Here is a 19,308-nt window from a genome sequence, read left to right as displayed (position 1 = left end):
TCCATGCAGACCAAGGCCGCTGCCCCCATTGCCTTCCTCCAGGGCCGGAGCACCCTCGCCCTCATCGAGGCGTACTTCGAGCTCAACCACCTCAAGCAGCTCTACCGGCAGGGGTGGTTGCGCGTGGGCCTCGCCCGGGAGCGCTGTGAGAGTGTCGCCGAGCATTCATTCGGCGTGGCGCTGCTGAGCCTGTTCCTCGCCGACAGCTACTTCCCCGAGGCGGACGCCTCGAAGGTGGTGCGCATCGCGCTGCTACACGACCTGGGCGAGGCCTACGCCGGGGACATCACCCCCCATGACCAGGTGAGCCGCGAGGAGAAGCTCCAGCGCGAGCAACAGGCCGTGCAGCGCATCCTCGCCAAGCTGCCACGCGGCGCCGAGTACCTCGCGCTGTGGGAGGAGTACGAGCACGGCACCTCCTTCGAGGCCCGGCTGGTGCGCCAGGTGGACCGGCTGGAGATGGGCCTGCAGGCCACCATCTACGAGCACCAGGGCGCGGGGGACCTCTCGCAGTTCTTCACCTCGGTGCACAAGGCCCTGGAGACTCCCGAGCTGAAGACCGTGCTCGCCGAGCTGGAGAAGCTGCGGCCCGGCATTTAGGGCGTCACGTCGAACACCAGCCCGAAGCCGAACGTGAGGCGTCCGCCCGACAGCCGGTCCACCGGCGCCACATAGGAGAGCTGGTACGCCGTCCTCGCCAGGCCGCGGCTGAAGACGCCCGCCGTGAGCCCCACCTCCGTGCGCGCTCGCCAGCGCTGCTCCGGGTCCGCCTCCGCCATCCGCCACTGGAAGCGCTCGAGCACCTGTGCTCCCGCCACCCACTCCCAGCCCTCCGTCTGGTGCCCGAAGAGCACCGGCAGCGCCACGTCCACGTCCGGCGCGGGCCCACCTCTCGGCACCACCGGCGTGAGCGCCAGTCCCACGCCCGGCGCCACCGACACCACCTGCCTCCGCTCCCCGCCCAGCTCGCGCGAGAGCAGCTCGCGCTTGCCGTCCACGTACACGCCCCCGCGCACCACCGGCCCAAGGCCCGCGGGCACCTCCGCGGACGCGAAGAGCGACACGCCCATGTCCGTTGCCTCCGCCATCCCCGTGCGCCCCTGCAGCCGCACCTCCGGCAGCGGCGTGCCCTCGGGCAGGAAGGCGCAGCGGTTGGCCACGTCCCGCGACAGGCCGCACCACGGCGACACCGCCGCCTGCCCGCCCAGCCGCCAGGTTCCCCGGGGGACCGTCGAGGCCGTCTGCAGGGGCACCACCGTGGTGCACCCCGGGCCCAGCAGGAGTGCCACCGAGAGCAACGGAAGGGAGCGGGAACGGGTCATTGGTAGGGGGAGGAGCGGCCCGCTATCCTGGGGACATGCCGGTGGGCGTAGCAAGAGACGAGGCCAAGGCGGCACCCGCCGCTCCCGAAGCACAGCCGCCACGAGCCGGAGAGCCCCCCTCGGCCCTCACCCCGCGCGCGCTCGCGCTCGGCAGCCTCATCGGCGCCCTCATGTGCCTGTCCAACCTCTACGTGGGGTTGAAGACGGGCCTGGCCTTCCCCGCCGCCCTCATCGCCTGTGTCGTCGGGCTGGGGCTGCAACGAGCCCTGCTGCGGCTGAGCCCCACGCGCTTCGGGCCGCCCCTCAGCCTCCGCGAGACGAGCGCCATGCAGTCCGCCGCCTCCTCCGCGGGCTACTCCACCGGCGGCACCCTCGTCACCGCCAGCGTGGCCTGGCTGCTGCTCGCCGGCCACCATCCTCCCCTCTGGGCCCTGCTGCTGTGGACGCTCCTCAGCTCCGCGCTCGGCGTCGTGCTCGCCCTGCCCATGCAGCGCGCCTTCATCCGCCACGAGCCCCTCCCCTTCCCCTCGGGCATGGCCGCCGCCTCGGTGGCGCGCTCGCTGCACGCCGGGGACTCCGCGGGCCGCAGCGGCGCGCGGGCCCTCGGCGTGGGAGCGCTCGGCGCGGGCCTCCTCGCCTTCGCGCGCGATGGGCTCCAGTGGTTCCCCTCCGCCCTCGCCCTGCCGGGCGCCCTGCTCGGCGTGCCGCTGCCGGAGCTCACCTTCTCCGTGGAGCTGATGCTCCTGCCGCTGGGCACCGGCGCCCTCGTGGGCCTGCGCACCGGGGCCTCGCTGCTGCTCGGCGCGCTCGTGTGTTTCGGCGGCCTCGCCCCCTGGCTGCATGCGCATGGCCTCCTCGCGGAGACGGGCTACTTCGGCATCATCAAGTGGAGCATGTGGCCGGGCGCCGCGCTGGTGACGAGCGCCTCCTTCGCCCACCTGGCGCTCCAACGCGGGCTGCTGCGGCGCACGTTCGGCGCACTGCTCGACATACGCCGGACCCCGGGCGAGCTGCCCGCGGCGGCGGATGTCCCCCGCACGTGGTTCCTCGCCGGGGTGGCGCTGCTCTCCCTGGGGCTCGTCACGGTGGGCGCGGTGGCCTTCGGCATTCCCTTCCCGCTCGGCCTGCTGGGGGTACTGCTCTCCTTCGCCCTCGCGGCGGTGGCGTGCCGGGCGACGGGGGAGACGGACATGACTCCCTCGGGGCCGCTGGGGCACGTCGCGCAGCTCGCCTTCGGCGTGCTCATGCCGGGCAACACGCTGGCCAACTCCATGGCGGCGAGCCTCTCCGGCAACATCGCCGCCTCCAGCGCGGATCTGCTCACAGACGTGAAGGCGGGCTCCCTGCTCGGCGCCGCGCCCCGGCAGACCTTCCTCGCCCAGCTCTGGGGCTGCGTCGTCGGCTCGGCCCTCATCGTCCCCGTCTTCTACCTGCTGGTGCCGGACGTCTCGGCCATCTCCGAGGAGCGCTTCCCCGCGCCCCCAGGCTTCATCGTGGCCGGCGTGGCGCGCGTGCTCTCCTCGGGCCTGGCGGGCCTGCCGGACGCGTCGCGCTGGGGGGCCCTCGTGGGCGCGCTGCTGGGCGTGGTGCTCGTCCTCCTGGAGCGCTTCGCCCCCGAGCGCGCCCGGCGCTTCGTCCCCTCGCCCATCGCCCTGGGCATCGCCTTCGTGCTGCCGGCCTCCACCTCCCTGTCCGTCTTCCTCGGCGCGGTGGCCGCGGCGCTCCTGGCCCGCGCGAGGCCCGCGCTCGCGGACGCCGCTACGGTGCCGCTGGCCTCGGGCCTCATCGCGGGCGAGAGCCTGGTGAGCCTGGCCGTCCTGCTCGCCCTCAGCGCCTCCTCCTGAGTCCGCCTCCCCTGCTGCCCGAGGTCCAAGCCGCCAGCGCGGTGGGCAGGCGGCTCCGTGACTAGCTTTGGTGGCGAGGAGGAGTGCCATGGAACGTTCGACCCGACGCATCCTCGCTGGAGCGGGAGTGGGGCTTCCGCTCGTGGCCCTGGGTGCCAGGTTGTGGAGCAGCCAGGGCTCCACGCCCCGCATCCGGGACGCGCGGGGACGGCCCGTGTCCGAGGGAATCGCCTCGCTGGAGCAGGTACGGCTCGGCGGCGTGGACCAGTGGCTGCTCCTGCGCGGGCGGAGCCTCCACAACCCGCTGCTGCTCTTCCTGTCGGGAGGCCCGGGCGGCTCCGAAATGCCCTGGGTGCGCCACTTCAACGCGCCCCTGGAGGACCACTTCCTCGTCGTGCAGTGGGACCAGCGCGGCGCCGCCAAGTCCTACGCCGCCCGGAAGGACACGGACGGCCTCACGGTGGAGCGGTTCGTCTCCGACGCCAGCGAGCTGCTCGAGCTGCTGACGACCCGCTTCTCCCAGCAGAAGGTGTTCGTCGTGGGCCACTCGTGGGGCAGCATCCTCGGCGTCCTGCTGGCACAGCGCCGCCCCGAGCGCATCCACGCGTATATCGGCACGGGCCAGAAGGTGAACTTCCTGGAGAGCGACACCCTCAGCCACCTGCGCGCCTACGAGCTGGCGATGCGGTACGGGGACCACCGCGCCCTCGCGAAGCTGGCGCGCATCGGCCCGCCCCCCTACACCGGCCCGGACATGGCCCAGCGGTACCTGACGCTGATTTCGCTCGCGAGCCGCCACGCCGGCCGCAGGGGACTGCTGCCCGAACTGCTCTCCTCGGTGCTCACGGCGCCCGAGTACTCGCTGCGCGACAAGGTGCACTTCTTCATGGGCATGCGGGAGGCGTTTCCACACGTGTACCCGCAGCTGGCCGGGCTGGACCTGGAGGCACAGGTGCCCCGGCTGGAGGTGCCCGTCTGGTTCCTGCTCGGGCGCGAGGACTACGTGACGCCCTCGGAGCTCGCCGTGCGCTACTTCGACAAGCTGGAGGCCCCGCGCAAGACGCTGCTCTGGTTCGAGCACTCCGGGCACTCCCCACCGTTCGAGGAGCCCGGCAGGTTCAACGCCATCCTCAACGAGCAGGTGCGCGCCACCGCCGAGGTGCGGACCGAGGCCCTGCTGCACTGAGGCGCGCTCCCGCTACTGCCCCCTGGCCGAGCGGCGCACCTCGTTCACCAGGCGGTGCGCGTGCCGCGTCGTCTCCGGCTCGCGGTAGCGGGACGTCACCCGCAGCACCAGCTCGACGGCGGTGGGCAGGTCCATCATGTGTCCGGGCGAGACGTAGACGGGCAGCACGTTGTCACGCGTGCGCACCGCCATGCCCACGACCTCACCGGCGTGGGTGATCTCCGCCACCGAGCCGCGCTCGGCGCCCAGGGGGCCGTGCCCGCCCACCAGCAGCGACTTGGCACAGCCGATGGAGGGCACGCCGAAGAGCAGCCCGCCATGGCACGCCAGCCCGAAGCGCCGGGGGTGCGCCGTCCCCTGTCCGTCGAAGATGAGCACGTCCGGCCGTACGTTCAGCCGGGCCCACGCCTCCGAGAGCACCGGCAGCTCCCGGAAGGACAACAGCCCCGGGACATAGGGGAAGAGCAGCTTCACCGCGGCACTCACCTTCGCCACCGGCTCCAGCGTCCCCGCGTCCAACACCACGAGCCCTCCGTAGGCGGTGTCCTCGCCACGGCTCATGGAGATGTCCGCACCCGCTACCCGCTCCACCTTCAGCCCCGGGGGCGGACGCAGTATCAGGCGCTCGCGCAGCTCGCGCTGCAGGGCCACCGCCTGTTTCGGTGAGAGGTTCCATCCATGCAGCGGCACGAGCTCCATCCACCCTCCGAGGCCATGCGCGACCCTCCTTATGGAGTTGGCCGCCGCAGCCGACCTCGGAGATTAGGTCACCCGGTGCGCTCGCACCAGCGGCCCGTGTACCTGTGACGTGCGCGTGTCACACCTCGACGAACCGCGTGCCCGTGATGCCCTCCGCCTCCAGGGCCTGCTTGAGGTCCTCGGAGATGAGGAGGGCCACCGGCCAGCCCCAGGGGCGGAAGATACGGGCGTCTCCCACCTTCTTGGGATCGATGCGCAGGCCCGCGACAACCCGGTACTCCCCCACCTTCTCCGGCTGCCCATCCTCGGGCTTCCAATACCGGACCTCCTCGCAGCGGGCGTCATCGATACATCGACAGACACGCAAGGCATTGAGGATGAAATAGGGCTCGCTGTGGCCCGCCACCCGGGCTGGGAGGAACTGGACTCCGTCAATGCCCATGCGCGTGAAGAGCTGGGCGACACGGCCATGCACGACCACGACACCAAGTCCCGTGACGCTGAAGTCGAGCTCACGCCCGGGCAGCGACACAGGAAGCCGAAGCTGCGACTGGAGCGCGAGGACACGGCCCTCGCTGAACTGCCAGGGCTCTACTTCCTGACCATGCTCGTCCACGGGGCTCTTCAGCATCCAACGCCCGGGGATACGCATGTTGCTGGACAGCTCGAAATAGCCACTCATCGCTCGCGCTCTTGATTCAGTCCTGGGATTTCGTCAACAGCCGATGGAGCCGGGATCCGTCCGTGCAGACTTCCTCCGCGAGCGACTCGAGTGCCTCCATCAGAAAGGCTCTGCATTGCGCCGTGCTCCGGCACTGTCCGAGCGCCCGCTGGAGCCTCTGGAATACCTCTTGATGATACTCCTCTGGGTGAGGGCCTTTGTGCCCCTTGAGGTAGACGAGGTTCCCCGGTGCATCCAGGCTTATGCCCGCCTTGGCGAAGATTTCCTCGAACACAGGCGTCCAGGGGCCACCGGACCGCGCCGAGATGTCGTTCTTGTTCGTGGCCAGGTGGTGCCAGTGGTAACCCTCCTGGCTTTCGGAGCCATCCGTGCAGGCACCGCCCACGGCGGAAGCCGCCGCCGTACCCGCCGCCACGCCCGTCACGATGACGGTGCCATCCGCCACCATCTGCACCGTCGCCGCCCCGTCCACCGTCATTCCGCCGGGCAACGCGAACCGGGGCGCACGCAGCAAGGCCCCGAGTCCTCCTGTAGGAACCTCGGGCAACCCCCTGGCCACTCCCATGCTGGCCACCAGCATCATCACCCTCAGCCCCGTGCCTCCCACCGCCTTGCCGAAGCGCTCGGCCACCGCCTCCAACTCCTCCACCGTCCTCGCCGCCTCGGCCTCCTGGTACAGCCTCGCGCAAGCCCGCGCGAACTGACCGAGTTCCCACGCCCCCACCGCCAGCGCCAGCCGCAGGGTCCACGTCGCCACGAAGGCCTTGGTGAATAACGGCTCGGGCGCCAGCCACGCGCTGAAGTACACCAGCACCGACAGCGTCACACTGGTGAGGAAGACGCGCGAGCTGAACAGCTCCCTCGCCGCTTCCCGCACACCCTCACCCATGTAGCGGGGAGACAGCTTCAGGGCCAGCAAGACAGGGCTCGTCTCCAGTGACCCGGGCAGGGGCATCCCGGGCGGGCCGTAGCGGGCCACGAACTCCTCGCGCAGCCGCCGCTCCCACTCCTCGGGCTCCGGCACCGTCGAGGTCCGCACCAGCCGGAACCGGCGCCCCGCTTCTGGCGGGAAGGACGCATGGAAGGCCGCGAGCACCGCCCGCGCCTCCTCCACCCTCACCCGCGCCAGCGCCGGGTCGGGAGCCACTGGCTCGAAGGCAAGCCTCAGCTGGCCTCCGGGCAGCTCGCTCACCTTCACGGCCTTCGGCTCCCCCCGTGGACGCACCTCGGCGGGGACGGCCTCCGGGGCGGTCGCACAGGAGGGAAGGACGAAGCCCAGCACCACGGCCAGGCTCAACAACGAGAGCGCTCTCTTCATGTCCTGGCGAGCATGCACGAGCGCTCTTTGCCCCACCAACCAGCCGGGGAGGTAGACTCCAGCGCCCCGTCGGCCGCGGCCCCCCGCGTGCCCGGGCCAGCAGGAGGACACCATGGCGGAAGCGATGCGGCAGGAGCAGGCGGCGGAGTCCCAGTCGGACACTCCCGCCCGGCCGGAGACGCTCCCGAGCGCCCAGCCCCCCACCACGCCCGAGCCCCTGCGCGTCGGTGCCCCCTCGGCATCCGCGGGCGGCGTGCCCGCCGTGGTGTCCGCGATGAAGCACGTCTTTGGCGAGATGGGGCCCGTCCGTGGCACCCAGACGCTGCTGAAGGTGAACCAGACGCACGGCTTCGACTGCCCGGGCTGCGCATGGCCGGACCCGAAGCACCGTACGCCCTTCGAGTTCTGCGAGAACGGCGCGAAGGCCATCGCGGAGGAGGCCACCACGGCGCGGGTGACGCCGGACTTCTTCCGCCAGTGGAGCCTGGTGGACCTGGCCGCGCAGACGGACCACTGGCTGGGCAAGCAGGGCCGGCTCACGCACCCCATGGTGCTGCGCGAGGGGGCCTCGCACTACGCGCCCATCTCCTGGGACGAGGCCTTCACCCTCATCTCCGGAGAGCTGAACGCGCTCGGCTCGCCGGACGAGGCGTGCTTCTACACCTCGGGGCGCACGAGCAACGAGGCGGCCTTCCTCTACCAGCTCTTCGTGCGGCAGTTCGGCACCAACAACCTGCCGGACTGCTCCAACATGTGCCACGAGTCGAGCGGCACGGCCCTTCTCGAAACCATCGGCATCGGCAAGGGCACGGTGACGCTGGAGGACTTCGAGAAGGCCCAGCTCATCATCGTCATCGGGCAGAACCCGGGCACCAACCACCCGCGCATGCTCACGGCGCTCGAGGCCGCCAAACGCCAGGGCTGCCGCATCGTCAGCATCAACCCCCTGCCGGAGCCGGGCCTGCAGCGCTTCAAGCACCCGCAGGCCGTGCGCGGCATCCTCGGCTCGGGCACGCCGCTGGCGGACCTCTTCCTCCAGGTGCGCATCAACGGCGACGTGGCGCTGCTCCAGGGACTGGGCAAGGCCCTGCTGGAGCGCGAGGCGAAGCAGCCGGGCACGGTGGTGGCGCGGAACTTCGTGGAGGGCAGGACGCTCGGTTACGAGGCCTATGCGGCGCACCTCGGCACCGTGTCCTGGGAGGACGTGGTGGAGCAGAGCGGTGTGTCTCGCGAGCAGATAGAGACCACCGCGGAGTGGATGGCGGGCACCGACCGCATCATCTGGTGCTGGGCCATGGGCCTCACGCAGCACCGCAACGCGGTGGGCAACATCCAGGAGATCGTCAACCTGACGCTGCTGCGCGGGAGCATTGGCAAGCCGGGCGCCGGGGTGTGTCCGGTGCGCGGCCACAGCAACGTGCAGGGCGACCGGACCATGGGCATCTGGGAGCGGCCCCGGCCGGCGTTCCTGGACGCGCTGTCCCGCGAGCTCGGCTTCGAGCCGCCGCGCCATCACGGGCTCGACACGGTGGCCACCATCCAGGCCATGCACGAGGGCCGGGTGAAGGTCTTCTTCGCCATGGGGGGCAACTTCCTGTCGGCCACGCCCGACACCGAGCGCACCGCCGAGGCCCTGCGCCGCACGCGGCTGACGGTGCACGTGTCCACCAAGCTGAACCGGGCGCACCTCGTCACCGGCAAGCGCGCGCTCATCCTGCCGTGCCTGGGCCGCACCGAGAGCGACGTGCAGGTGGGCGGCCCGCAGTTCGTCACGGTGGAGAACTCGATGGGCGTGGTGCACGCCTCGCGAGGGACGCTGGCCCCCGCCTCGGAGCACCTGCTCAGCGAGCCGGCGCTCGTGGCGAAGCTCGCGCGGGCGGTGCTCGGGTCGCGCAGCGCGGTGCGGTGGGAGTGGCTGGTGGAGGACTACGACCGCGTCCGCGACCTCATCTCGCGGGTGGTTCCGGGCTTCGAGGACTTCAACCGGCGGGTGCGCGAGCCGGGCGGCTTCGCCCTGCCCAACGGACCGCGCGAGGGCCGCTTCACCACGCAGAGCGGCAAGGGGCACTTCACGGTGCACGAGATGTCACGGCTGAAGCTCGAGCCGGGGCAGCTCCTGATGATGACCATTCGCACGCACGACCAGTACAACACCACGGTGTACGGGCTGGATGACCGCTACCGGGGCATCCGCAACGGGCGGCGCGTGGTGATGCTGAACGCCGAGGACATGAAGGCGCTCGGCGTGGAGGCCGGACAGGTGGTGGATCTCACCAGCCACTTCGAGGGCGTGCGGCGTGTGGCGCGGAAGTTCGTGGTGGTGCCGTACGACATCCCGCGGCGGTGCGCGGCCACCTACTTCCCCGAGGCCAACGTGCTGGTGCCGCTCGACAGCTTCGCGGAGAAGAGCCGCACGCCGACGTCCAAGTCGGTCATCATCAGCCTCTCGCCCTCGGTGGACCTGCCCGCGCTGGCGGCCTCCGCGCCCTGACGCTCAGCCGTTCTCCAGCACCCGGACCACCACGCCGGTGATGTTGTCGGTGCCTCCCCGCTCGTAGGCCTTGGCAACGAGCCGCTCGGCCATCTCCTGGGCCGAGCCCCCCTGCTCCAACACCGAGACCATCAGCGCCGGCGGCACGGGCTCGTACAGGCCATCGCTGGCGAGCACCAGCACATCCCCCGGCTGCACCTCCACGCGGCAGCACTCGGGGTCGACGCTCGCCTCCATCCCCACCGCCCCCGTCAGCGAGTTGCGGTGCATCATGGCGAAGGGGTTACTCGTATCCAGCCCCGCCTCCTCCATCTCCGCGAGCACCGTGTGGTCCCGCGTGAGCCGCCGCAACTCCCCGCCGCGCACCAGGAACGTGCGGCTGTCCCCGAGGTTGCACACGACGGCCTCCGCGTCCCTCAACAGCAGCGCGGTGATCGTCGAGGCCATCATCGACAGCCTGCCGCTCTGACGCACGAGCACCTCGTGGTGGGCCAGGCGCACGGCTCGGACGATGAGGCTCTCGGCTCCGCCACCCGGCGGAGCGGGCTGCGGCTGGCTCTCCTGGGCGGCCAGGAAGTCAACCATCGTGCTCAACACGAGCTGACTGGCCACCTCGCCGCCCTCATGGCCCCCCAGGCCATCCGCGACCGCGAAGAGGCCCAGCTCCGGCCTCTGGCAGTAGGAGTCCTCGTTGTTCGGCCGGCGGCCTATGTGCGTGGCCGCTCCGCTGTCGATTCGAGGCATGGCGGACCCGGAAAGTGTCGAGAGAAAGATGCTCATCCCTCGGCGAGTCTCGACGGGTCCAGGCACCGGGCCAAGGAGATAACGCCTCCCTGGCCCCCTGCTCCCCGGGCGCGGCAGCGGCTCTCCGCGCCCGGGCCCCTCACCGCCTCACGGCGCCGGAGCGACGGTGGGCTTCGGCTCGGCCTTGGGGGCCGGCTTCACCTCGGGCTGCGCCTGCGGCTTCGCCTCGGCGGGCTTGGGCTCCTCGGGAATCGCCAGCCGCGAGCCGGTGTCGCGCACGATGTGCCGGTACCACGCGTCCGGGTACTTCGGGTGGTTCACCTTGCCCTGCTCGTCGCGCACGTTGCCGTCGATGTACTTCACCAGCAGCTGCTCGCCCAGCTTGCGCCAGCGGGCGTGGACCTTGTCGCCCTGCTGCGTCGAGTACTCGGTGAGATAGGTGCGCGCCTGCTCGGGCGAGCTCTTGTACAGCTCCAGCGCGGCCTTCTCGATGTCGGCCTGGTCGGCGAGGAACTGGCCCTCCAGCTCGCCCTGCACCTTCTGGACGTCCACGCTCATGTCACTCCAGCGCGCGTAGGCCTGGTTGGACACCCAGTTGAACACCCAGAAGGACGAGTCCCAGGAGAACTCGCCGCGGCTGGCCACGCCCGTGGCGAGGTTCTTCGGGGTGGTGCGGATGCCCGCGTACATGGGCGTGTACACGGTGGTGGAGGTGTCATCCACGCCGAACCAGAGCACGCCGCCGATGGGGCCCGGCATCCACGCGCGCATCTGCGCCACGAAGGAGAAGCCCGTCTGCTGCGTGGAGATGGCGCGCTCGTGGAGGTACTTCTTGCCGTCCACCTCCCACGTCATCGGGCGCCAGCGGTAGGGCGCGGCGTACGGCCCGGCTCCCACGTCCTTCGTCATGTCCAGCGGCGTGCCCTCGAAGTGGTCACGCATCAGCCCCATGACGTCCTGCACGGCCAGCTTCTTGTCCGGCTTCACCCAGAGCGGCAGCCGCTTGGTGGGAGCCGAGCCATCCACGTAGTCCGGGCCCAGCCCGGCCGACGGCGCCGCGCGGCGGAAGATGCTCCACACGCGCGCCTCGGCGAAGCGCACGCTCTCGAAGTCCAGCGGGTGGTAGGTGTCCGCGAAGCTGAAGTCCTTGTCCGCCCCGGTGAACCAGCCCTTCTCGCGCGCGAAGGAGATGACGTCCGGCGAGTAGAGGGTGTTCTCCGCGTCGGTGAGCGGGAACTGGCGGATGCGCGCCTGGTTGGCGTGCGCCGACAGGTAGCCCTCGGGCAGCCTGCGGGCCACCCACACCGCGCCCTTCTTGCCCGTGCCCTTGCCGATCATCTCCAGAATCCACGCCTCCTTGGGGTCGGCGATGGAGAAGGACTCGCCGGTGGAGGCGTAGCCGTACTCGGCGACCAGGTCGGTCATGACCTTGATGGCCTCGCGGGCCGTCTTCGCGCGCTCCAGGGCGACGTAGATGAGCGAGCCGTAGTCGACGATGCCCGCCGGGCCCTCCAGCTCCTTGCGTCCGGTGAAGGTGGACTCGCTGATGGAGAGCTGGTGCTCGTTCATGTTGCCCACCACCGTGTAGGTGACGGGGGCTTCCTTGATGCGGCCGAGGAACTTGCCCGTGTCCCACTCGACGATGTCGCGCAGGGCGCCCGGCGCGTTGCGGCGCGCGGGGGTGTAGTACAGCTCGCCATACAGCTCGTGCGAGTCCGCGGCGTAGGTGATGAGGGTGGAGCCGTCGGTCGTGGCGCCCTTGTTGACCAGCAGGCTGGTGCAGGCGAGTGCGGCGGGAGCGACCAGTCCCGCCGAGACGGCCAGGGCCGGGAGGAACTTCGTCAGGGGTCGAATCATGGCGGCGGATGCTACCAGGGCTCCCCCGGGTGCACCCCTTTCCGATTGCTCCACGTCCCCCGCTCACCAGGCAGGGAGCCGGGCGGCAGGTGCCCAGAACGCGGGCACGGCCTAGCTTGGAAAAAGGTCGGGTAGGGACATGCAACCTGAGCTTCCCACGGGAACACGCCCCCTGAGCGGGGACGAGCGTCGGCGCGAGGTGGCCCAGCGCCGCGTCGAGGAGCTGCGCGACCTCATCAACGCGCACGACTACCGGTACTACGTGCTCGACAGCCCCGAGGTCACCGACGCCGAGTACGACGCGTTGATGCGCGAGCTGCGCCAGCTGGAGGCGGAGTTTCCCGAGCTGCTCCTCCCGGAGAGCCCCACCCAGCGCGTGGGCGGCAGGCCCACGGAGCTGTTCGCCCCGGTGGAGCACCGGGTGCCGATGCGCTCGCTCGACAACGCCTTCTCCGCCGAGGAGCTCGCCGCCTGGGCCGCACGCGTGGAGCGGCGCCTGGGTGCCCGGACGGACTGCGTCTGCGAGCTGAAGATCGACGGGCTGGCCGTCTCGCTCACCTACGAGGACGGCGTCCTGGTGCGGGCGGCGACCCGGGGAGACGGGCTCGTGGGCGAGGACATCACCGCCAACGTGCGCACCCTGCGCTCGGTGCCCATGCGCCTGCGCGGCGGCGGGCTCCCGCGCGTGCTGGAGGTGCGCGCTGAGGTCTATCTGCCCGTGAAGGCCTTCGAGCGGCTCAACGCGGAGCTGACGCAGCGCGGTGAGCGGCCCTTCGCCAACCCCCGCAACGGCGCCGCGGGGAGCCTCCGGCAGAAGGACCCGGCGGTGACGGCCTCGCGGCCACTGCGGCTGTGGTGCTACGCGCTCGGGTTCGCCGAGGGCGTCACGTTCTCCCGGCACTCCGAGTCGCTCGACTACTTGAAGCGCCTGGGGCTGCCAGTGAACCCGGAGCTGAAGCAGGTGCGCACGTTGAAGCAGGCGCAGGACTTCTGTGCGTACTGGCAGGAGCACCGCCACGACGTGGACTATGAGATCGACGGCGCGGTGGTGAAGGTGGACGCGCTGGAGCAGCAGCGCGAGCTGGGAGAGACGAGCCGGGCGCCGCGCTGGGCCATCGCCTTCAAGTTCCCGCCGGAGGAGCGGACCACTCGGGTGAAGAGCATCGCGGTGAACACGGGCCGGACGGGCAAGGTGACGCCCTTCGCCGTGCTGGAGCCGGTGCGGGTGAGCGGGGCCACGGTGACGTACGCCACGCTCCACAACGAGGAGGAGGTCCGCCGCCGGGACGTGCGCGAGGGAGACACCGTCATCGTCCGGCGGGCCGGCGAGGTCATCCCCGAGGTCGTCGGCCCCGTGCTCTCCAAGCGCCTCCCGGACGCGCGTCCCTGGCGCTTCCCCAAGAAGTGCCCCGCCTGCGGCACGAAGCTGGTCCGCGAGGAGGGCGAGGCCGACTGGCGCTGCCCCAACCGCGTGGGCTGCCCGTCCCAGGCCGTCGAGTGGCTCTTCCACTTCGCCTCGCGCGGCGCCATGGACATCGAGCACCTCGGGTACGTCACCGGCATGCAGTTGCTGGAACTGGGGCTGGTGAAGGACCCGGCGGACATCTTCTTCCTCACCGCCGAGCAGCTCGGGCAGTTGCCCAACACGGGTGAGAAGTCCGTGCGCAACCTGCTGGAGGCCATCGAGTCCGCGCGCCACCGTCCCCTCTGGCGGCTGCTCGTGGGCCTCAACATCCGGCACGTGGGCCCGTTCGCCGCCCGGCTGCTCACCCAGCGCTTCCCATCCATGGACGCGCTGCGCCAGCTCTCCATCGACGAGCTTCAGTCCGTGCAGGGCGTCGGCCCGAGAATCGCCCAGAGCCTCCACACCTGGCTCCAGCAGCCGGAGAACGTGCGGCTCCTCGAGAAGCTGCGCCGCGGAGGTGTCCAGCTCCAGGACGAGGCCCCCGCCACCGGGAAGCCCACCGCGGGCCCGCTGTCCGGCAAGGCCGTGGTCATCACCGGCGAGCTGGAGACGATGAGCCGCGAGGAGGCCACGCACGCGGCCGAGGCCGCTGGAGCACGCGTCACCTCCAGCGTGTCGAAGAGCACCGCCTTCGTGGTCGTCGGAGCGAATCCGGGCGCCACCAAGTCAGACAAGGCCCGGGCCCTCGGCATCGAGACCGTGGACGAGCAGGAGTTCCTCGGCCGCCTCGGGAAGCCCCGCACGCTGCACTGAGGGCAGAGACCCCTTCCGGGCGCGCGCGGCACCAACTGGTCCAACAGTCGGACCAGTTGCTCGCCCTCGGGTCCGGACCGGCTCAGCCCGTGCCCTCGCGCGGCGTCATCCCGAAGTGTGTCCGGACGCGCTGGGCCTCCACGAAGAGACCAGCACTCGCGAGGCGCCCCGCACACCAGTTCGCGGCATCGGGCAGCGAGCGGGCGGCATGGTAGGGCGTGGCCGCCTGGGAGAAGTGCAGGATGCCGCTCAGCAACAGCCGCACGACGGGCGAGGTGATGATGAGGGCGCTGCCCAGCGAGAGCTTCTGCAACGGCTCCTTGTGCTCCTTGAGCCAGTTGATCTGCCGCTGGCGCTGCTCGCCGGTCAGCACGCTGAAGCTCACCGTGTCGTAGATGAGCGTGTGCTTCTGGTTGCGCGCCAGGTAGTTCCCCCGCCGGGCCATGTACTCCTCGAACTGCTGATTCGTCGGCGTTCCAGAGAAACGCAAGACGAGCAGCGGCCACAAGGAATCATCGATGGTGATGTTGCTCGGCGGCGCCATCCCTTCCAGCGTGACAGGGAACCGCTGGAACAGGCAAGCGAGCCCCCCTCGCCCGGCTGGAAGCCTGCTAGCCGCGCCGGGTGCGCAGGATGTCCTCCAACCGCATGGAATGACAGGCGGCCGGGTGGATCTCCGACACCCGCCAGTCCTCCAGCGCCCGGTCATCGATGAGGACCTCGGGCTTGGGCAGGAAGGCCTGGAAGCAGTCCTCGAGGCCCAGCTCCGCCGCGGTCCGCCGGGCGTAGTCGGCGCCTGCCGTGCTCCACAGGTAGAGCGTCGCCCCCTTCTGGGCGAGCTCCCTCACCCGCTCCACCATCCCCGTCATGGGAATGCGCTTGCTGCCGAAGCTGCGCACCAGGGTGTCATCGACATCGACGTAGATGGCCGGAGAAGGAACGGCGGGGGAGGTCATGGCTCGGCAACAATGGCACCGCCCCGGAGGCTGTCCAGCGGGCCTCCCCCGGCCGCCCCCAGGGCCTGCGGGCGGCTCCTCTACAATGGCTCGTCGCTCGCATGAGGGAAGGTTTTCGATGTGTTCCCGGGAGGCTCCCCGGACGGGCCTCTCTGCGCCGACAATCGGGGGAGCCAACCGTTGGAGAAGGCCACGATGAACGATTTCCAGTTCCAGGACATGCTGCCGCTCGGCAAGGACGAGACGCCCTACCGGCTGCTCACGAAGGACCACGTCTCCACCTTCGAGGCCGGCGGGAAGACCTTCCTCCAGGTCGCCCCCGAGGCGCTCTCGCTCCTCACCCGCGAGGCCATGCGGGACATCTCCCACCTCCTGCGGCCCGGCCACCTCCAGCAGCTCGCGAACATCCTCCAGGATCCCGAGGCCTCGTCCAACGATCGCTTCGTGGCGCTCGAGCTGCTCAAGAACGCCAACATCGCCGCCGGCGGCGTGCTCCCCTCCTGCCAGGACACCGGCACCGCCATCGTCATGGGCAAGAAGGGCCAGTACGTGATTACGGGCGGCGGTGACGAGGCCGCCATCTCGCGCGGCGTCTTCGACACCTACCGCACCGCCAACCTGCGCTATTCGCAGATGGCGCCGCTCGACATGTACAAGGAGGTCAACACCAACAACAACCTCCCGGCGCAGATCGAGCTGTATGCGACCGACGGCGACGCCTACAAGTTCCTCTTCATGGCCAAGGGCGGCGGCTCGGCCAACAAGAGCTACCTCTTCCAGGAGACCAAGGCGGTCCTCAACCCGCAGAGCCTCCTGACCTTCCTCGAGTCCAAAATCCGCTCGCTGGGCACCGCGGCCTGCCCGCCGTACCACCTGGCCATCGTGGTGGGCGGCACCTCGGCCGAGTTCGCGCTCAAGACGGCCAAGTACGCCTCGGCCCGCTACCTGGACTCACTGCCCACCGAGGGCAACGCGCTCGGCCGCGGCTTCCGCGACGTGGCGCTCGAGCAGGAGGTCCTCAAGCTCACCCAGCGCACCGGCATCGGCGCCCAGTTCGGCGGCAAGTACTTCTGCCATGACGTGCGCGTCATCCGCCTGCCCCGCCACGGCGCCTCCTGCCCGGTGGCCATCGCCGTGTCCTGCTCCGCCGATCGCCAGGCGCTCGGGAAGATCACCAAGGACGGCGTCTTCCTGGAGCAGCTGGAGGCGGACCCGGCGAAGTACCTGCCGGAGACGAAGGACACGGACCTGTCGGGCGAGGTGGTGAAGATCGACCTGAACCGCCCCATGGCGGACATCCGCGCCGAGCTGTCGCGCTACCCCATCAAGACGCGCCTGTCGCTGTCGGGCCCCATGGTGGTGGCGCGCGACATCGCGCACGCCACAATCAAGGAGCGCCTGGACCGCGGCGAGGGCATGCCGCAGTACCTCAAGGACTACATGGTGTACTACGCCGGCCCGGCGAAGACGCCCGAGGGCTACGCCTCCGGCTCGTTCGGTCCGACGACGGCGGGCCGCATGGACGCCTACGTGGACCAGTTCCAGGCGCAGGGCGGCAGCTTCGTGATGCTGGCCAAGGGCAACCGCTCGCCGGCCGTCACCGCGGCCTGCAAGCAGCACGGCGGCTTCTACCTCGGCTCCATCGGCGGCCCCGCGGCGCGGCTCGCCAAGGACTGCATCAAGAAGGTGGAAGTGCTCGAGTACCCCGAGCTGGGCATGGAGGCCGTCTGGAAGATCGACGTGGTGGACTTCCCGGCCTTCATCGTCGTGGACGACAAGGGCAACGACTTCTTCGCGGACATCAACAAGCCCACGAAGAAGTCGTAAGCGCCCTTCAGTGCTTCAACCCCGCCACGTGCGGGGTGGGCATGTTCTCCAGCCCGTGCGCCAGCTGGAAGGTGTAGCGCACCCGGGGGGCCGACTTCAGGCCCCCCACCACCTTGAAGAGGAAGTAGCCGCGCTCCACGTTGTCTGGATCCGCCACCACCTGCACCTGGTGCAGGTCCGTGGTGTCCAGCACCATCTCCCCCACCAGCCGCTTGCCCAGGATGAGCTGCACCACGGGCGAGCCGTTCTCCTCCGCGAAGAGCACCCAGTGGAGCGCCTCGGCGTCGTACAGCCAGGAGTCTTCCGTGCCGACGCTGAGGATGCAGTTGGTGTGATCCAGGATCCAGTCCCAGAAGCGGTCGAAGGGGAGCGTCACCCCCGTCTCTGTTTCAATCGCCATGCCCTCCACATACCGCAGGTGAGGGGCTCATGGGGGCGGTGTCCGAGCACCTCCGTGTTGCGGCGTCTTGGAAACAGAGAAGAGGAATACAGGGAAAATACGGATAGACGGAGTGAGGGCTGATCCGGAAGATGGGCGCGCACAAGGAGCCCGAACGCATGCGCACCGTCAAACTCGCAGCATCCCTCGCCACCACCCTCTTGATGCAGGCCTGTGGAGCGCCCGCTGCGCAAGAGCCGTCCCAGCTCGTCACGAGCGCCGCCGCGCTGACCACCGCCGTGTCCCGCGGCTGCACCTTCACGCTGTCGTACAAGGAGGTGATGCCTCCGTACCCGCCCGTGTACGTGCCCGTCGTCACCCGGCAGGCCTCCTCCACCTGCGCGTGGGGCGAGGGGAGCGTGGAGTTGCCGGGCGCGTACTCGGTCCCCCAGCTCTCGCTGGCCGCGAATGACCTCGGGGTCGCCGTCAGCTACACCAACAAGTACTCGCCGAGCGGCTCCTCCGGCACCTGGCTGGAGTTGCGGCACGTGGCTCCGGACACCCTGTCGGTGGTGCGCTCGGCGACCCTCGCGGCGCATGTCGACTTCCGCCCCACCTACGTCAACGGGGAGCTGTCCCTCATGACGGATGGCACCACCCTGAAGGTCCGGGGTGAGAAGGGCGGCGTCCTGCCTGGAGAGACCGGGAGCGGCTCCTACTACGTCGCGACGTTCCCGGACTTCTTCACCAGCACCACGGCCCCCACCATCACGGCCTCGACGGCCCCCGAGCCCACCAGCGTGGGCACCTGGAGCGTCACCGGCGGCCTGGCCACCGCGCGCTCGGCCCACACCGCGACGCTGCTCAACGGCACGGGCGACGTGCTGGTGGTGAGCGGCACCACGGCCGAGGTGTTCAACCCCTACAGCAACGTGTCCACGCCCACGGCCGCGCCCCTCTACGAGCGCACGAAGCACACCGCGACCCCCATCTCCTCGAGCAAGGTGCTGGTGGCGGGCGGGTGGATCGGCTCGGCGCCGCTCTACTGGCGCCGCACCGCCGAGGTGTATGACCAGGCCACCGGCACGTGGACGGCCACGAGCAACACGATGAGCACGCCGCGCGGCAACCACACGGCCACCGTGCTCGACTCGGGCAAGGTGCTGGTGGTGGGCGGCTACTCCACCGAGGGGGAGACGAACACCGCGGAGCTGTATGACCCGGCCACGAACACGTGGAGCCCGGCGGCCTCCGCTCCCACGGCCAGCGACAGCCACGTCGCCACCCTGCTCTACTCGGGCAAGGTGCTGGTGACGGGCGGAAAGACCTATGCGTCCGGCGCGCTCCGCAACGCGCAGGAGTACGACCCCGCCACCAACACCTGGTCGCCCGTGGCCCTCATGCCCCGGGCCCGCTCCGGCCACGTCGCCGTCCGGCTCTACTCGGGCACGGTGATGGTGCTCGGCGGCGGCCACGACGCGGTGGACTTCTACGACCCGTACAACGCCACCCCGTGGTACCCGGGCCCCACCCTCGCCGCTGGCGCCTCCGCCATCAGCGCCACGCTGCTCTACTCGGGCGAGGTGCTCGTCACCCACTCCACCGGCCAGGCGTCGCTGTATGACCCGTCGGCGAACGCGTGGCTGTCCGCGGGCTCGCTGACGGCGCCGCTCTACGGCCATGCCACGACGTTCCTGCACTCGGGCCAGGTGCTGGTGACGGGCGGCGCCACCTCCGGCAGCGTGGTCACCACCGCGCAGCGCTACACGCGCTGAACCCGGGCGG

Annotated in this window: 16 protein-coding genes; 7 read left to right on the top strand and 9 right to left on the bottom strand. The window is 70.4% G+C overall.

All coding sequences use genetic code 11. The features are described from left to right. Window positions 1–3: 3 nt before the first annotated feature. Window positions 4–600: an HD family hydrolase gene (locus NR798_RS03465; protein ID WP_375769962.1), complete on the top strand. Its 597-nt coding sequence runs from the start codon at window positions 4–6 to the stop codon at window positions 598–600. On the opposite strand, the gene NR798_RS03460 is transcribed toward NR798_RS03465, so the two are convergent. Continuing rightward, window positions 597–1,289 (bottom strand): hypothetical protein, encoded by a 693-nt coding sequence (locus tag NR798_RS03460; RefSeq protein ID WP_375769961.1) that lies wholly within the window; start codon window positions 1,287–1,289, stop codon window positions 597–599. The genes NR798_RS03465 and NR798_RS03460 overlap by 4 nt on opposite strands. Window positions 1,290–1,363: 74 nt before the next feature. Here NR798_RS03460 and NR798_RS03455 point away from each other — a divergent pair, with 74 nt between their 5' ends. After that, window positions 1,364–3,166, top strand: a complete 1,803-nt coding sequence (locus NR798_RS03455; RefSeq protein WP_375769960.1) for an OPT/YSL family transporter — start codon at window positions 1,364–1,366, stop codon at window positions 3,164–3,166. An 88-nt stretch (window positions 3,167–3,254) separates the two neighbouring features. After that, window positions 3,255–4,352, top strand: coding sequence for an alpha/beta fold hydrolase (locus NR798_RS03450; protein ID WP_375769959.1), 1,098 nt, complete (start codon window positions 3,255–3,257; stop codon window positions 4,350–4,352). Between the two features lie 12 nt (window positions 4,353–4,364). Here NR798_RS03450 and NR798_RS03445 read toward each other — a convergent pair whose 3' ends face one another. The 3 genes from NR798_RS03445 to NR798_RS03435 all read right to left on the bottom strand — a co-directional run bounded on the left by NR798_RS03445 (window position 4,365) and on the right by NR798_RS03435 (window position 7,051). Next, complete coding sequence (locus tag NR798_RS03445; protein WP_375769958.1) at window positions 4,365–5,051, bottom strand: endonuclease V; 687 nt, start codon at window positions 5,049–5,051, stop codon at window positions 4,365–4,367. Window positions 5,052–5,169: 118 nt separating this feature from the next. Continuing rightward, window positions 5,170–5,733, bottom strand: coding sequence for an imm11 family protein (locus NR798_RS03440; protein WP_375769957.1), 564 nt, complete (start codon window positions 5,731–5,733; stop codon window positions 5,170–5,172). A gap of 16 nt (window positions 5,734–5,749) precedes the next feature. Next, entirely contained in the window at window positions 5,750–7,051 is a 1,302-nt protein-coding gene (locus tag NR798_RS03435) for an AHH domain-containing protein (protein ID WP_375769956.1), read from the bottom strand. Window positions 7,052–7,163: 112 nt separating this feature from the next. Here NR798_RS03435 and NR798_RS03430 point away from each other — a divergent pair, with 112 nt between their 5' ends. Continuing rightward, on the top strand, window positions 7,164–9,542 hold the full coding sequence (locus tag NR798_RS03430; protein ID WP_375769955.1) for an FdhF/YdeP family oxidoreductase: 2,379 nt from the start codon (window positions 7,164–7,166) through the stop codon (window positions 9,540–9,542). 3 nt (window positions 9,543–9,545) lie between these two features. On the opposite strand, the gene NR798_RS03425 is transcribed toward NR798_RS03430, so the two are convergent. Both NR798_RS03425 and NR798_RS03420 read right to left on the bottom strand, forming a co-directional pair. Continuing rightward, complete coding sequence (locus NR798_RS03425) at window positions 9,546–10,286, bottom strand: PP2C family protein-serine/threonine phosphatase (protein WP_375769954.1); 741 nt, start codon at window positions 10,284–10,286, stop codon at window positions 9,546–9,548. 147 nt (window positions 10,287–10,433) lie between these two features. Continuing rightward, window positions 10,434–12,143: a C69 family dipeptidase gene (locus tag NR798_RS03420; protein WP_375769953.1), complete on the bottom strand. Its 1,710-nt coding sequence runs from the start codon at window positions 12,141–12,143 to the stop codon at window positions 10,434–10,436. Window positions 12,144–12,282: 139 nt separating this feature from the next. Here NR798_RS03420 and ligA point away from each other — a divergent pair, with 139 nt between their 5' ends. After that, on the top strand, window positions 12,283–14,361 hold the full coding sequence (gene ligA, locus NR798_RS03415; protein WP_375769952.1) for an NAD-dependent DNA ligase LigA: 2,079 nt from the start codon (window positions 12,283–12,285) through the stop codon (window positions 14,359–14,361). A gap of 82 nt (window positions 14,362–14,443) precedes the next feature. Here ligA and NR798_RS03410 read toward each other — a convergent pair whose 3' ends face one another. Next, the gene (locus NR798_RS03410; protein WP_375769951.1) at window positions 14,444–14,905 is read right to left on the bottom strand and encodes a hypothetical protein; all 462 of its coding nucleotides are present in this window, start codon (window positions 14,903–14,905) and stop codon (window positions 14,444–14,446) included. Between the two features lie 67 nt (window positions 14,906–14,972). Continuing rightward, window positions 14,973–15,317, bottom strand: a complete 345-nt coding sequence (locus tag NR798_RS03405; RefSeq protein WP_375769950.1) for a hypothetical protein — start codon at window positions 15,315–15,317, stop codon at window positions 14,973–14,975. A gap of 195 nt (window positions 15,318–15,512) precedes the next feature. On the opposite strand from NR798_RS03405, the gene NR798_RS03400 reads away from it, so the two are divergent. Next, window positions 15,513–17,144 carry a fumarate hydratase gene (locus NR798_RS03400; RefSeq protein WP_375769949.1) on the top strand — a complete coding sequence of 544 codons (1,632 nt, stop codon included), beginning with the start codon at window positions 15,513–15,515 and terminating at the stop codon, window positions 17,142–17,144. A gap of 7 nt (window positions 17,145–17,151) precedes the next feature. Here NR798_RS03400 and NR798_RS03395 read toward each other — a convergent pair whose 3' ends face one another. Beyond that, the gene (locus NR798_RS03395) at window positions 17,152–17,544 is read right to left on the bottom strand and encodes a hypothetical protein (protein ID WP_375769948.1); all 393 of its coding nucleotides are present in this window, start codon (window positions 17,542–17,544) and stop codon (window positions 17,152–17,154) included. A 158-nt stretch (window positions 17,545–17,702) separates the two neighbouring features. Here NR798_RS03395 and NR798_RS03390 point away from each other — a divergent pair, with 158 nt between their 5' ends. Then, a complete protein-coding gene (locus NR798_RS03390; protein WP_375769947.1) occupies window positions 17,703–19,298 on the top strand; it encodes a Kelch repeat-containing protein in 1,596 nt (531 codons plus the stop codon). Window positions 19,299–19,308: the final 10 nt, after the last annotated feature.

The sequence above is a fragment of the Archangium gephyra genome, from assembly GCF_042230915.1.
GTDB classification, from domain to species: Bacteria; Myxococcota; Myxococcia; order Myxococcales; family Myxococcaceae; genus Archangium; species Archangium gephyra_B.
Note: the sequence above shows the minus strand (reverse complement) of the source record. Positions and strands in the feature narration are given on the sequence as shown.